Origin of the sequence: Erythrobacter sp. (assembly GCF_039988855.1) — a bacterium.
Lineage (GTDB): Bacteria > Pseudomonadota > Alphaproteobacteria > Sphingomonadales > Sphingomonadaceae > Erythrobacter.
In genome coordinates, this window is the sequence record NZ_JBDXIY010000016.1 from 385,849 (window position 1) to 398,325 (window position 12,477).

Here is a 12,477-nt window from a genome sequence, read left to right on the forward strand (position 1 = left end):
ATGTTTAGGAGCCGCGCCATCGCACGGCCCTTAAACCTCTTCACGCTGCCAAATTATTGGGCGCGTGCTTCTTGCACTTGATCTTGGCTGATCGGGATAATCTTGATCTCAACCCGGCGGTTCAACGGCTCATCCACACCATCAGCAGTTTTCACGCGAAGGAAGTCGTAGCTTTCGCCGTAACCGCGCGTTGCAAACCGGCTGCGGGCTACACCGCGAGCTGCAAGATAATTGGCGACAGCCTCGGCGCGCTGTTCTGACAGGCGCTGGTTCAACGCATCAGAACCTGTTGTGTCGGTAAAGCCGTACACATCGACGAGGCTGTTCGGGTATTGCACCATGCTATTCGCGATAGCGTCGAGCGAGCTGTAGAAACCCGGATTGATATCAGCTGAGCCGCGTGCAAACGTCACGCCGTCGGGCAGCCGCACAAGAATTGCGTCCTGATCGCCGACTTCTTCAACATCAACACCGGTCCCCTCGAGCTCCTCGTCAAGTTCGCGGATTTGATCGTCGAAGCGTTTGCCGATCAACGCGCCAGCTGAACCGCCGATCCCTGCGCCGATGATGCGTGCTGCGTCGCCGCCAATAACGCCGCCCAATACGGTACCCAGAACGCCGCCAGCCACAGCGCCGATCCCTGTGCGCGACACTTTTTGTTCGCCAGTATTGGGGTCGGTCACACAGGCGCTTGTGCCAAGTAATGCAATTGCTGCGGTGCTCGAAAGCAAAATGCGTGAAACAGTCATATCATCCTCCCATCGCGATGTATTTCCGCATACTATACCCTGTGGGGTTTCGAGCGCTAGCCGCCCGTTTCGGGAATTTACATCGTTGATCGCATCAGAGCCTCTCCCTGACCCTGTTCGACTTGCGATAGGCTGAACAGATGCGTGGATGCTTGCGATAGGTGACGTCAAGGACTGGCAACCCGTGAGAATTATGCTAGCGCTGTAGGCGTGACACCTTTTCCCTGGACCGAACTCTTCATCATCTTTGGGCTGATTTTGCTCAATGGCGTTTTTGCCATGTCCGAGCTTGCCATTGTCTCAGCCAAGACCAGCCGCCTTCAAACAAAGGCGGAAGAGGGGTCGGCTGGCGCACGCACAGCTCTGGAACTGGCAGCAGACCCGGGCAAGTTCCTGTCGACGGTTCAGATCGGCATCACTTTGATCGCGATTATCACCGGCGCCTATTCCGGGGCGAGCCTTGAGACGCCTGTGGGTGAGCGTTTGGCTCTCTTGGGTGTTCCAGCGGATATGTCGGGCGAAGTTGCCTTTGTAACGGTGATCGCCCTCACAACCTATCTCAGCGTTGTGGTGGGCGAGCTTGTGCCTAAGCAATTGGCCTTGCGCGCTGCGGTTAGGATTGCCGTTGTTATGGCGCGCCCTATGGCGATGCTGGCGGCGATTGCCGCGCCGCTTGTGTGGCTGCTTGATAGCTCGTCTGCTGGGATCATTCGCCTGTTTGGCATCCGCTCGGGCGGCGGGTCTTCTGTAACCGCAGAAGAACTGCAGATGATCTTTGCCGATGCGACCCGTTCGGGCGTTATTGAACAGGACCAACATCAAATCCTGACCGGCGTTGTGCGTTTGGCAGAACGTCCCGTGCGCGAGCTTATGACCCCGCGTACCGAGCTCGATTGGTTAGACGCAGATGCTGATATTTTGGCTATTCAAAAGGTAATTGAGGATAGCCCCCATTCGCTTTTGCCTGTGGCAGAGGGTTCGCCCGACAGCATTCTGGGCGTTGTTAAAGTGCGCGAGCTATTAGCCGCAATGGTTGCGGGTGACCCGGTCAATGTCCGCGATATGATGCACAAGGCCGAGGTCGTTCCCGATCAATTGGACGCAATGGACGCTCTTCGTGTGCTGCAATCAGCCGAAATCGCGATGGCGCTGGTCCATGATGAGTACGGGCATTTCGAAGGCGTTGTGACCCCGGTCGATCTGCTGACTGCGATTGCCGGTACCTTCCTAAGCGATCAGGATGAGGGCGATACGCCCGAGGTGATTGAATGCTCAGATGGTTCAATCCTGATCTCAGGCACGCTTTCTGCCAATGGCCTTTCGGACCGTTTGGGCCTTACTTATGGCGAGGATCGCGAGTTCGGCACGGCGGCTGGCTATGTGCTCTATGTGCTCAAACGCCTTCCAGCAGCCGGTGACCAATTCACCGATCAAGGATGGGAGTTCACAGTCACAGAAATGGACAACCGCCGGATCGATAAGATCTTGGTGCGCAAATTACCCGATGAGGGTGTCTAGCGCCTCAAACGGCGCCCGGCGCCGCCAGGCCAAGTGGCCGCCCGCAGCTTGCCTGCCCGTCTAGCGAGAATGCTCACCCAGATGGGTGAGCGTACCCAAATTAGCTAGGAATTACCGTGCTGGCGTTTTGGCCGTCGCCTTCGGGCGCTGCGATAATGTCGCGGGTCACGCGGCCTTTGGCGACTGTATTAGTGCCTTCATCGCCGATCAAAGAACGGATGCTGGGAGCAGCAGCTCCTGCCCGGTCGAGCGCACTGGTCTCAATGTCGCTGCGAGGAGCCGGACCGCCGAACAATGCGTCGAGCGCTTGCTCTTGCGCTGTGCCCTCTGCGGCGCGCGGCGCGCCAGGTGCAGGCGGCGTCAATGTGAAGTCAGGCGGAATCACGAGCGGCGCTTGGCGCTGCACAGCAAATTCATCGGGACGGTCACGGTTGAAAATTCCGCTGCCCCCGCAAGCGGCGAGCATGGCGCTGCCGGACACAAGAAGAATGGCGGTCTTTACGTTACGCATTATGAATTCTCCGCTTGAGGCTCTGCGGCCTCCGTCTCGTCATCCTTTTCGCGCACGAAGAGGCTTCGCGCAAGGATGATTACAACGCCGATGGTAATAGCTGCATCGGCGATATTGAAAATAAGAAAGGGTCGAAATGTTGCCCCAGACACTTGAACGTGAAGGTCAGCATAGTCGATCACATAGCCAAATACATAGCGATCATAAATATTGCCAATCGCGCCCCCAAGGATGAGCGAGAGGCCTAGAATGTCACCGAGGATCTTCTCGCGCATCATCCAAACGAGCACGACCAGCCCGATAAGTGCGGTCATCCCGACAAGCAACCACCGCATCTCCATATTGGTCGCTTGCAGCATGCCCAAGGAAATGCCGCGGTTCTCGACATAGGTCAGATCGAAGAACGGCAGGAGTTCGATATTGCGCACATTGCGCAGGTTCAACGGGCCGATCACATACCATTTCACCAACTGGTCAATCGCAGCGATGAACACCGCAAAACTAAACCCAATCAGGCGGTTGCGGGTGAAAAGGTTACTCACCAACCACCTCCGCACAGCGTCCGCACAGATCGCCATCCGCTGCCACATCGGGCAGCAGGCGCCAGCAACGGCCGCATTTGTTATCGGATGATTTGGTCACGGTCACTTCGCCGCCTTCACTAGAACGTGTGACTGTCCCCGTGATGAACAATTCGGCAAGCTGTTCGTCGGTGACGCCCTCGGGCACGGCCGACGCGGGAACGGTGACGACCGCCTCATTGCTGGAGCGGATCACCTTTTCGCGGCGCAGCGGTTCGATTGCCTCGGTTACCCGTTCACGAAGTGCGCGCAAGCTTTCCCACTTGGCGCGGTCGGCGGGGACTTGGGGTACGCTCGGCCATTCGAGCAGGTGAACGCTGCCCTCTTGCTCGCCGTCTTCGGGGTAGCGGGTTTGCCACACTTCTTCAGACGTAAAGACCAGAACCGGCGCGGCATAGCGGACAAGCGCGTGGAACAAGAGGTCGAGCACTGTGCGATAGGCATTGCGCGCCGTACTATCATCGCCATCGCAATAGAGCGTGTCTTTGCGAATATCGAAGTAGAAGGCGGAAAGGTCTTCGTTGCAAAAGTCCACCAACAGGCGGGTGTAAGTGTTGAAGTCGTATTCGGTCGCGGCCTTTTTGAGCTTCGCGTCTAACTCCGACAAAAGCGAGAGGACATAGAGTTCCAGCTCAGGGATTTCGCCCCCATCACCCATATCGCCGATAAAGCCGTCCAGCGCGCCAAGCAGATAACGGAATGTGTTGCGAAGGCGGCGATATTGGTCGCCTACGCCTTTGAGGATTTCATCGCCGATCCGGTGATCCTCGGTGTAATCCACGCTTAGCGCCCACAGGCGGATGATGTCCGCGCCCGTTTGCTCCATGATTTTGAGCGGGCTGACTGTATTGCCGAGCGATTTCGACATCTTCTTGCCCTTGGCGTCCATGGTGAAGCCGTGGGTGAGGACTTGATCGTAAGGCGCGCGGCCTCGCGTCGAGCAGCTTTGCAAAAGCGAGGATTGGAACCAACCGCGGTGTTGGTCTGAACCTTCGAGGTAGAGGTTGGCGGGCCATTGGAGGTCCGGCCAGCGCCCCGATTCCAGCACAAAGGAATGGGTGCAGCCGCTATCGAACCAGACATCGAGAATGTCTGTGACCATCTCGAACTCGTCCGGATTATGCGCATCGCCAAGGAATTCAGCCTTGCGCGCCTCTTCCCAAGCATCGACGCCTGCCTCGGCAATCGCTGCGACAACGCGCGCGTTCACTTCCGGGTCTTGCAGATACGTGCCGTCTGGGCGCACGAACAGGGTGATGGGCACACCCCATGCACGTTGGCGTGAGAGCACCCAATCGGGCCGTCCTTCGACCATAGAGCCCAATCGGTTTTCGCCTTTGGGCGGGATAAATTCGACCCGGTCGATCTCCGCCATGGCGCGGGTTCTCAAAGTGTCCCGTTCGTCCTGAGCCTGCCCAAGGGCCGCGCCGTCTTTCGCTGCCGCCTCAATATCCTCAAGGCTCATGTCATGCAGAGCAGAGGGTTTGGCACCGGGAACAGGCTCTAGCTCTTTATCCATCGGCACGAACCATTGCGGCGTGCAGCGATAGATCACCTTGGCTTTTGAACGCCATGAGTGCGGGTAGGAGTGCGCATAGTCGGCGCTTGCCGAAAGCAGCGCGCCTGCTTCGCGCAGGTCCGAGCAGATCGGGCCTTCGGGTGAGTTGAACGGTTTGTTGATGACAGAGCGGCGGCGTTCTTTGCCATCTTCGTCCTTGTCATCCGCGCCCAGCCACAGCCAATCGTCGCGGTAACGCCCATCGTCCATCACCGCGAAAACGGGATTGAGGCCGTTGGCTTTGCACAGGTCAAAATCGTCCTCACCGTGGTCGGGCGCCATATGGACAAGGCCGGTGCCTGAATCGGTGGTGACAAAATCGCCTTCGAGGAAGGGGCGTGGGGCGGCGTAGAACCCGCCCAAATGGTGCATCGGGTGGCGGGCCTTGGTGCCGGCTAGCTCGAAGCCTTTGACGTAGAGATTTGGCCCTGTACCTGGATAGTCTAAGACAATGCCAACCTTTTCTAGACCAAGGTCAGATACGTCGACTGCAGCGGCAGCCTTAGTCAGACGCGAAGCGACGGCTTCTCCGAGGTCCTTGGCAACCAAGAGCCGTCGACTTCCGGACATCCATGGTAGATGCTCGACCAAGCGCTTCTCTATGGCAGCAGATTGTTCTGGGGTAAGGTAAGGATTCGAGAAATACGGACACGCCTCAACGATTTCGTACTCAACATCCGGCCCGTAAGCCAAAGCTTGGTTCACCGGAATCGTCCACGGCGTCGTAGTCCAGATCACGGCGTGCGCACCGACGAGCTCTTCAATCGGGCTTTCGGTGATCTCAAACGCAACATCAATCTGCGGGCTGTCGGTCAGGTCTTCATACTCAACCTCAGCCTCGGCCAGCGCGGTCTTCTCCACCGGCGACCACATGATCGGCTTTGACCCGCGATAAAGATTGCCGCTTTCCGCAAATTTGCAAAGCTCAGCAACAATTGTCGCCTCGGCAGACGCATCCATGGTGAGATAGGGATTGTCCCAATCGCCCATAATGCCAAGGCGCTTCAGCTGCTCGCGCTGGGTGTCGACCCACTTTTGAGCGTAAGCGCGGCATTCGGCGCGAAATTCCTTCGCTGGAACCTCGTCCTTGTTCTTCTTCTTCTTGCGATATTGCTCTTCAACCTTCCACTCAATCGGAAGGCCGTGGCAATCCCAGCCCGGCACATAAGGCGCATCTTTGCCCATAAGGTTCTGCGTGCGGCACACCGTATCTTTAAGGATATGGTTCAGCGCGTGGCCGATATGCATATCGCCATTGGCGTAAGGGGGGCCATCGTGAAGAATAAACTTTTCACGGCCAGCGCGCGCCTCGCGCAATTTGCGGTACAGATCAATCTCGCGCCAGCGCGCCTCAATGCCCGGCTCCTTCTGCGGAAGGCCAGCTTTCATTGGGAACGGCGTCTTCGGCAGGAAGACGGTGTCTTTATAGTCGCGTTTTGCTGTGTCGTCTGTCATTATGGAAGCGCGCTTAATAGGCGGCGGGCCTCGGCGCAATCCTTCTCCATCTGAACGATCAAATCTTCGAGGCTGTCAAACTTCGCCTCGCCGCGCAGGAAATGGTGAAAAGCGACCTCGATCTCTTGGCCATAAAGGTTGCCAGAAAAGTCGAAGAAATAGGGTTCAAGCAGTTCCTTGGGCGGCTCAAACTGAGGGCGGATGCCGATATTTGCTGCGCCTTTAAGCGTCTCTCCGGTGGAAAGCACTGTGCCCGTCACAGCATAAACGCCGTATTTGGGGCGCAAATAGGTGTCGATCGCAAGGTTTGCGGTGGGATAGCCAAGCTTGCGCCCATTCTTATCGCCATGTTCGACAATGCCCCGGATCGCAAAAGGCCGGGTGAGGAGCGAGGCTGCAAGCTGAGGATCGCCATCACGCAGAGCATCGCGAATGCGGCTGGAGGAAATAACGCCTTCTTCCTCCACCGCTTCTACCACGCGCGATTGGAGCCCATGTTCAGCGCCAAAGGTTTGCAGCAGCTCCACATTGCCGAGCGCCTTCTTGCCAAAGCTAAAATCGCCGCCTGTGACGACGCCATGCGCGCCGAAACGCTTGATCAGAATCTCGGTGACGAAATCCTCGGCACTGGTCCCGGATAGCTCTGCATCAAAATGGAAGACCAGCATCGCGGTCGCGCCTGCTTCAAGGTAAAGCTCTTGGCGCTGCTCCAATGTGGTCAGACGAAAGGGCGGCACATCGGGTTTGAAATGGCGCACTGGATGCGGGTCGAATGTGGCGATGATCGAGGGGCGACCCTCTTCCTGCGCCCAGCGAATCGCTTCGCCCGCGACGGCCTGATGCCCTTTATGAAAGCCATCAAAATTGCCCAGCGCGATTATTGCGCCGCGCAGAGCTTGGGTCACATCTTCCCGGTGATCGAGCCAGCGCATCAGCCCTCGCTTTCAGTGTGGGTATAGGTCACAAACGAAAAAGCGGGCTTGTCGCCATCGGCTTCGTGGTCTTCGCGCGCCACCTCGGCCCACTCATCCCCAAGCGGTTTCATAAACACATCGCCTTTGTAGTCAGCGTGAACCTCCGTGACTTCGATGCGGGCTGCCAAAGGGCGAAAGACATCATAGATCGCCGAGCCGCCGACAACCGCGATTTCGCCAGTATCATTCCCAGAGCGCGCGGCTGTCAGAGCTTCATCGACAGAGTGCACGACCTCTGCGCCTTCGCTGTCCCAATCGTCATGGCGGGTCAGTACGATGTGTCTGCGACCGGGAAGAAGGCCGGGCAGGCTTTCAAACGTCTTGCGTCCCATAATCATAGGAACGCCAAATCCCTCTTGGCCCATGGTCATCGCTTTGAACCGCTTGAAATCGGCGGGGATGTGCCATGGCAGACGGTTTTTAAACCCAATCGTGCCATTGGCTGCACGCGCGTAAATAAGGAAGATATCGTGCGAAGCCATCGCGCTCAATCGGCAGAGTTCGAGACGCGGGTAACATGGCCCATCTTACGGCCCTCACGCGCTTCTTTTTTGCCGTAGAGATGCAAGTGCGGTTCGCCTTCTTCGGCGAGGATTTGGTGTGCGGCAAGAGCATCTTCGCCCACGATGTTGCGCATCTCAATCTGGGCAAAGCGGGTTTCAGTCCCGCCCAATGGGAGACCTGCCACCGCGCGAATGTGGTTTTCAAATTGGCTGGTGGCCGCGCCTTCAATCGTCCAATGCCCCGAATTGTGAACCCGGGGAGCCATTTCATTGAAAATCGGGCCCTGCTTGGTTGCGAAAAACTCTAGCGTGAGCACGCCCACATAACCAAGTGCATCAGCGGTCTGACCGGCAATGTCGCGCGCCTCCTCAACCTGGGCTTCGATCAATTTGCCTGCGGGAAGGGCAGAGCGCACAAGCATCCCGCCCTCATGTCTGTTCGACGTTGAATCCCAATATTTCACTGCGCCGTCTTTCGAGCGCACCAAAATGACGGAAAATTCAGTCTCGAACTCGACCAGCCCTTCGTAAATGCAAGTGCGGCCCGGAAAACGGATGCCTCCGGCCTCATGCGCCGACGCGATGCGCCATTGCCCTTTGCCATCATAGCCATCGCGCGCGGTTTTTAGGATGCCGGGCGTGCCAACTCGGTCGGCAGCTCTTTTGAGGTCGTCTTCATTATCGACCCGCATGTGCGGAGCGCAGGTTGCCCCCAGCTCTTCGACGAAGAGCTTTTCATTGAGGCGATCTTGCGCGATTTCTAGGGCCCGTTTGCCGGGAACGACGCGTTCAGCGGGGAGTGCATCGAGAACAGACAAAGGCACGTTCTCAAATTCCCAAGTGATGACATCGCACTTGGCTGCGAATGCCGCGAGCGCTGCTTTATCGCCCCAACCATTTTCGAAGTGATCGACGCAAACATCGGCCGCGATATTGTCACCGGGAGGCGCATAGCAAACCGCGCGGTAGCCAAGCTGGACCGCCGATTGAGCCAGCATGCGCCCCAATTGGCCGCCGCCAAGAATGCCTATCGTTGATCCGGGCTTGAGCGAGCTCATTGCGCCACCGGCCGCTCTGTTACGTCGGCGGTGCGCGCTCCGCGCCAGTCCTGAAGCCGCTGTGACAATGCTTCATCTTGAAGCGCAAGAATGCTTGCCGCCAATAATCCGGCATTCTTTGCGCCTGCCTCACCAATTGCAAGAGTACCAACAGGCACGCCGCCGGGCATTTGCGCGATTGAAAGAAGACTGTCCCAGCCCGACAAGGCTTTGGATTGAACGGGCACGCCCAGCACGGGCAAATGCGTCATCGCCGCAACCATTCCGGGCAAATGCGCGGCACCACCAGCACCGGCGATGATAACATCGAAGCCTTCATCTGCTGCGCCCTTGGCGAAGCTGTACATGCGGTCTGGTGTGCGGTGCGCCGACACAATTTGAATGTCGTGCTCAACATCAAGCTCGGCGAGCACTTCGGCGGCCTTTTCCATCGTCGGAAAGTCCGATTGGCTGCCCATGATGATTGCGACTTTTGGGGCGACTTTACCCATTTAAGCGTCCTTCAGATAATACCGCTGGCCCGGCACCATATTGTCATCGAAGTCATAGATAATCGGCTGACCGGTGGGAATCTCCAGCCCGGTGATATCGTCGTCCGAGATTTGGGAGAGGTGTTTGACCAAAGCGCGCAAGGAATTGCCGTGAGCCGAGATGATGACCGTCTCACCGCTGGTAAGCACTGGCAAAATGTCGCTTTCCCAATAGGGGAGCACCCGCTCAATCGTAAGCTTCAGGCTTTCTGTATTGGGCACGTCGATCCCGTCATAGCGCGGATCTGCGCCCGGATCATATTCACTTCCCAGCTCCATCGCAGGGGGCGGTGTATCAAAGCTGCGGCGCCAAATGTGGACCTGCTCGTCCCCATGCTTGTCACGCGTTTCTTGCTTGTTGAGGCCGGTGAGTCCGCCATAATGGCGTTCATTCAAGCGCCAATCTTTGATCACTGGCAGCCAAAGTCGTCCTGCCTCTTCCAAAGCGAGGTTCAGCGTCTTGATCGCACGGGTTTGCAGCGATGTGAAACAGGCGGTGGGCAGAACATCTTTTTCCTGCATCAAGACGCCTGCCGCCTTGGCTTCGGCGACGCCTTTTTCGGTGAGATCTACATCCCACCAACCGGTAAATCGGTTTTCGAGGTTCCACTGGCTCTGACCGTGGCGGACGAGAATGAGTTTAGGCATGTTTTCTCCGGGCGATGTTGGCCCAACGGATTAAGGCAAGAAGTTAGGAACGCGTCGTTAGCTTTCCGTGCCGTGATTGGGAAGGTCTCCTGCGTCCGATTCGCGCATTTGTCGCCCTTGCGCCTTCCTTCGGCGCAGGTTTTCACGCAGTTTTGCAGCCAACCGGTCTTCACGCGATGAATCATTGGATTTGTCTTCACTCATATTGAACGCTTTGCCCTTACTGGCTCTTTTGCTCAAGAGGGGCCGGGTGCAGCAAATGCCCCAGCCATTGCAATAGCCATCCCCGCTTGACATTCATGGTTGACTTTCAGAGGCCATCTGACGATAGGCGCGCCTCGGTTAGCTGCTGTAGCTCAGTGGTAGAGCGCACCCTTGGTAAGGGTGAGGCCGAGAGTTCAATTCTCTCCAGCAGCACCATTCGTTTTCAGGAAAATCCGAGCAGTTCGTCCAGTTCATCCCATGCGAGTGGAAGATCGCCGCGACGCAGAAGATGCCGTCCAGCAAGGCTAGGATGCTGCCGACCGTATCGAATAGCTTGATTGATATCTGGAGCGAGCAAGGACAAGCACGCCATCCACGTCAACGTGTTTCACCTCGTGACCACGCTGGGTGATCTTTGTCTCTACCACGAGCTCAGGAGGATCGGGGTTACACACTAAGCCGAGAGCGATCATCAACTGTTCGTTGTGCAGTCGGACGGCGGAGCCAAGCTCAATCAGCGCTTCGCGCTGGTCGGACGGAGCTCTGCAGTCCCACTCATGGCAAAACAGGTAAGGACTAAGAGGGCTATATTTTCCAATGCAGTCAACCACTATCAGTGTCTTCTAGTTTTCAGCAACTTAGGCCTTACTCTCGACCTAAACGCTTACCAAAACCCCCACTCCAATCGCAAATAGCAAATTGATCGATGCCATGCCGATACGCTGATCGTTAAACCAAAGGGTAGGCAGACTTACAAGACCGCCCGCTCAGCCGCACTGGCTGAGTGGAAAAACCTAATGGTTTGAACTCACATCCGCGCGAATTTGCTATCGATTTTCGCCGATTATCGATCATTATCGCGACACCATCTCATATCTACCGGCGTTATATGCCCTACAACGCTCGCGCCAGACCTTACCAAATTGAGGTCTTTGCAGAACGGCTCCTTGCCGATACCAAGCGCCCACACATCCAGTTCAAGAGGTGCCGCCATCAATTTCGAACTTCCCGAAGAGTACCAAATGCTCGAAGACCTTGTGCAAAGGTTCGTGCGCGATGAATTGATGCCTCTGGAAGCAGGCGTGTTGGAGCGCGATGCCAATGGCCAAGGCGGATATATCACGGCGGAAGAAAAGGCGCGTCTTGATACAGTTTCCAAAGACATGGGTTTATGGGCTCTTGATGCGCCGGAAGAAGTTGGCGGCATGGGATTGCCCCATGTGGCTCTCGTCGGCGTCAATATCGCCATGGGCAGCACAGTAGCGAAGTATAATTTGCCACCTGACAGCCCGAACCTTAAAATGCTTGCCGGCTATGTGAATGAACAGCAGCGCAAGGCCTATCTCGAACCGCATGTGAACGAAGGCACCTTGTCGGCGATCGGGATTTCAGAACCCGGTGCGGGCGCTGATCCATCGGGCATGACGACCAAGGCTGTGCTCAAGGGTGATAAGTGGATCATCAACGGCCGCAAGATCTGGATTACTTCGGCGAAAGAGGCGGACTTCACCATCCTGCTTGCCAGGACCGATCCAGAGGCAAAGGGTTCAGGCGGTATGTCATGTTTCCTCGTCGACCGCGACGCACCCGGCTTTAATGTAGTGAAGCAGGTTCCAATGCTGGGCGGCGAATACACTTACGAAGTCGCATTGGAAGATTGCGAGGTCGAAGATTGGAAGCTGCTGGGCAGTGAGGGTGAGGGTTTTGCGCCAATGCAATTGCGTCTCGGCACGCGGCGGATGCAGATGGCGGCATGGTGCATAGGAGCCGCGGAACGCGCGCTTTCCATTATGACGGAACACGCCCCGCAGCGTGTGACTTTTGGTCAGCCTTTGTCATCGCGCCAAGCGGTGCAGTGGTGGGTGGCCGATGCGAAAATGAAAATCCATGCAGCGCGCCTCATGGCCTATGACTGCGCATGGAAATTGGATGAAGGGCGCGATGTGCGTTCTGAAATTTCAATGATCAAAGTCTATTGCAGCGAGATGGCGCAGGAAGTGATCGACAACGCTATGCAATGCCTTGGCGGAATGGGCGTGACGAAAGAAATGCCGCTCCATATCCTTGCTGGGCGCGTTCGCAATATGCGCATTTATGATGGGCCATCAGAGGTTCACCGAATGGTGATTGCGCGCAATTCCATGGATGTTCCCCGGCGATAAATGCGCGCTATTCGCATACGGCGCGA

12 protein-coding genes and 1 tRNA gene are annotated in these 12,477 nt (G+C 56.8%); 3 read left to right on the top strand and 10 right to left on the bottom strand.

Features of this window, described 5'->3' with window-relative positions; translation table 11 throughout:
* Window positions 1-53: 53 nt before the first annotated feature.
* A complete protein-coding gene (locus ABJ205_RS09525; protein WP_348160109.1) occupies window positions 54-749 on the bottom strand; it encodes an OmpA family protein in 696 nt (231 codons plus the stop codon).
* Window positions 750-959: 210 nt separating this feature from the next.
* Between ABJ205_RS09525 and ABJ205_RS09530 the strand changes: the two genes are divergently transcribed.
* Window positions 960-2,267: a hemolysin family protein gene (locus ABJ205_RS09530; RefSeq protein WP_348160107.1), complete on the top strand. Its 1,308-nt coding sequence runs from the start codon at window positions 960-962 to the stop codon at window positions 2,265-2,267.
* A gap of 100 nt (window positions 2,268-2,367) precedes the next feature.
* Here the strand turns inward: ABJ205_RS09530 and ABJ205_RS09535 are convergent, their stop codons facing one another.
* The 9 genes from ABJ205_RS09535 to ABJ205_RS09575 are packed head-to-tail and all read right to left on the bottom strand — an operon-like array spanning window position 2,368 to window position 10,289.
* The gene (locus ABJ205_RS09535) at window positions 2,368-2,778 is read right to left on the bottom strand and encodes a DUF3035 domain-containing protein (protein WP_348160105.1); all 411 of its coding nucleotides are present in this window, start codon (window positions 2,776-2,778) and stop codon (window positions 2,368-2,370) included.
* On the bottom strand, window positions 2,778-3,320 hold the full coding sequence (gene lspA / locus ABJ205_RS09540) for a signal peptidase II (protein ID WP_348160103.1): 543 nt from the start codon (window positions 3,318-3,320) through the stop codon (window positions 2,778-2,780). The genes ABJ205_RS09535 and lspA overlap by 1 nt, the downstream gene beginning before the upstream one ends.
* Window positions 3,313-6,372: an isoleucine--tRNA ligase gene (gene ileS / locus ABJ205_RS09545; protein WP_348160102.1), complete on the bottom strand. Its 3,060-nt coding sequence runs from the start codon at window positions 6,370-6,372 to the stop codon at window positions 3,313-3,315. The genes lspA and ileS overlap by 8 nt, the downstream gene beginning before the upstream one ends.
* Complete coding sequence (locus ABJ205_RS09550) at window positions 6,372-7,304, bottom strand: bifunctional riboflavin kinase/FAD synthetase (protein WP_348160100.1); 933 nt, start codon at window positions 7,302-7,304, stop codon at window positions 6,372-6,374. Before ABJ205_RS09550 ends, ileS begins: the two co-directional genes overlap by 1 nt.
* Entirely contained in the window at window positions 7,304-7,828 is a 525-nt protein-coding gene (locus ABJ205_RS09555) for a dihydrofolate reductase (protein WP_348160098.1), read from the bottom strand. The genes ABJ205_RS09550 and ABJ205_RS09555 overlap by 1 nt, the downstream gene beginning before the upstream one ends.
* Before the next feature lie 5 nt (window positions 7,829-7,833).
* The gene (locus ABJ205_RS09560) at window positions 7,834-8,907 is read right to left on the bottom strand and encodes a 5-(carboxyamino)imidazole ribonucleotide synthase (protein ID WP_348160096.1); all 1,074 of its coding nucleotides are present in this window, start codon (window positions 8,905-8,907) and stop codon (window positions 7,834-7,836) included.
* Window positions 8,904-9,398, bottom strand: coding sequence for a 5-(carboxyamino)imidazole ribonucleotide mutase (gene purE / locus ABJ205_RS09565; protein ID WP_348160094.1), 495 nt, complete (start codon window positions 9,396-9,398; stop codon window positions 8,904-8,906). Before purE ends, ABJ205_RS09560 begins: the two co-directional genes overlap by 4 nt.
* Window positions 9,399-10,085, bottom strand: coding sequence for a 2,3-diphosphoglycerate-dependent phosphoglycerate mutase (gene gpmA, locus ABJ205_RS09570; RefSeq protein ID WP_348160092.1), 687 nt, complete (start codon window positions 10,083-10,085; stop codon window positions 9,399-9,401).
* A 57-nt stretch (window positions 10,086-10,142) separates the two neighbouring features.
* Complete coding sequence (locus ABJ205_RS09575) at window positions 10,143-10,289, bottom strand: hypothetical protein (protein ID WP_348160090.1); 147 nt, start codon at window positions 10,287-10,289, stop codon at window positions 10,143-10,145.
* Between the two features lie 141 nt (window positions 10,290-10,430).
* Between ABJ205_RS09575 and ABJ205_RS09580 the strand changes: the two genes are divergently transcribed.
* Both ABJ205_RS09580 and ABJ205_RS09585 read left to right on the top strand, forming a co-directional pair.
* A tRNA-Thr gene (locus ABJ205_RS09580) sits at window positions 10,431-10,505 on the top strand.
* A gap of 806 nt (window positions 10,506-11,311) precedes the next feature.
* Window positions 11,312-12,451 (top strand): acyl-CoA dehydrogenase family protein, encoded by a 1,140-nt coding sequence (locus tag ABJ205_RS09585; protein WP_348160088.1) that lies wholly within the window; start codon window positions 11,312-11,314, stop codon window positions 12,449-12,451.
* Window positions 12,452-12,477 lie beyond the last annotated feature (26 nt).

Bases quoted from the DNA above. Each gene is read 5' to 3' on its own strand.
- ileS (WP_348160102.1), bottom strand. From the start codon at position 6,372: ATGACAGACGACACAGCAAAACGCGACTATAAAGACACCGTCTTCCTG.
- ABJ205_RS09525 (WP_348160109.1), bottom strand. From the start codon at position 749: ATGACTGTTTCACGCATTTTGCTTTCGAGCACCGCAGCAATTGCATTA.
- ABJ205_RS09585 (WP_348160088.1), top strand. From the start codon at position 11,312: ATGCTCGAAGACCTTGTGCAAAGGTTCGTGCGCGATGAATTGATGCCT.
- ABJ205_RS09535 (WP_348160105.1), bottom strand. From the start codon at position 2,778: ATGCGTAACGTAAAGACCGCCATTCTTCTTGTGTCCGGCAGCGCCATG.
- ABJ205_RS09560 (WP_348160096.1), bottom strand. From the start codon at position 8,907: ATGAGCTCGCTCAAGCCCGGATCAACGATAGGCATTCTTGGCGGCGGC.
- gpmA (WP_348160092.1), bottom strand. From the start codon at position 10,085: ATGCCTAAACTCATTCTCGTCCGCCACGGTCAGAGCCAGTGGAACCTC.
- ABJ205_RS09555 (WP_348160098.1), bottom strand. From the start codon at position 7,828: ATGGCTTCGCACGATATCTTCCTTATTTACGCGCGTGCAGCCAATGGC.
- ABJ205_RS09575 (WP_348160090.1), bottom strand. From the start codon at position 10,289: ATGAGTGAAGACAAATCCAATGATTCATCGCGTGAAGACCGGTTGGCT.
- ABJ205_RS09550 (WP_348160100.1), bottom strand. From the start codon at position 7,304: ATGCGCTGGCTCGATCACCGGGAAGATGTGACCCAAGCTCTGCGCGGC.
- purE (WP_348160094.1), bottom strand. From the start codon at position 9,398: ATGGGTAAAGTCGCCCCAAAAGTCGCAATCATCATGGGCAGCCAATCG.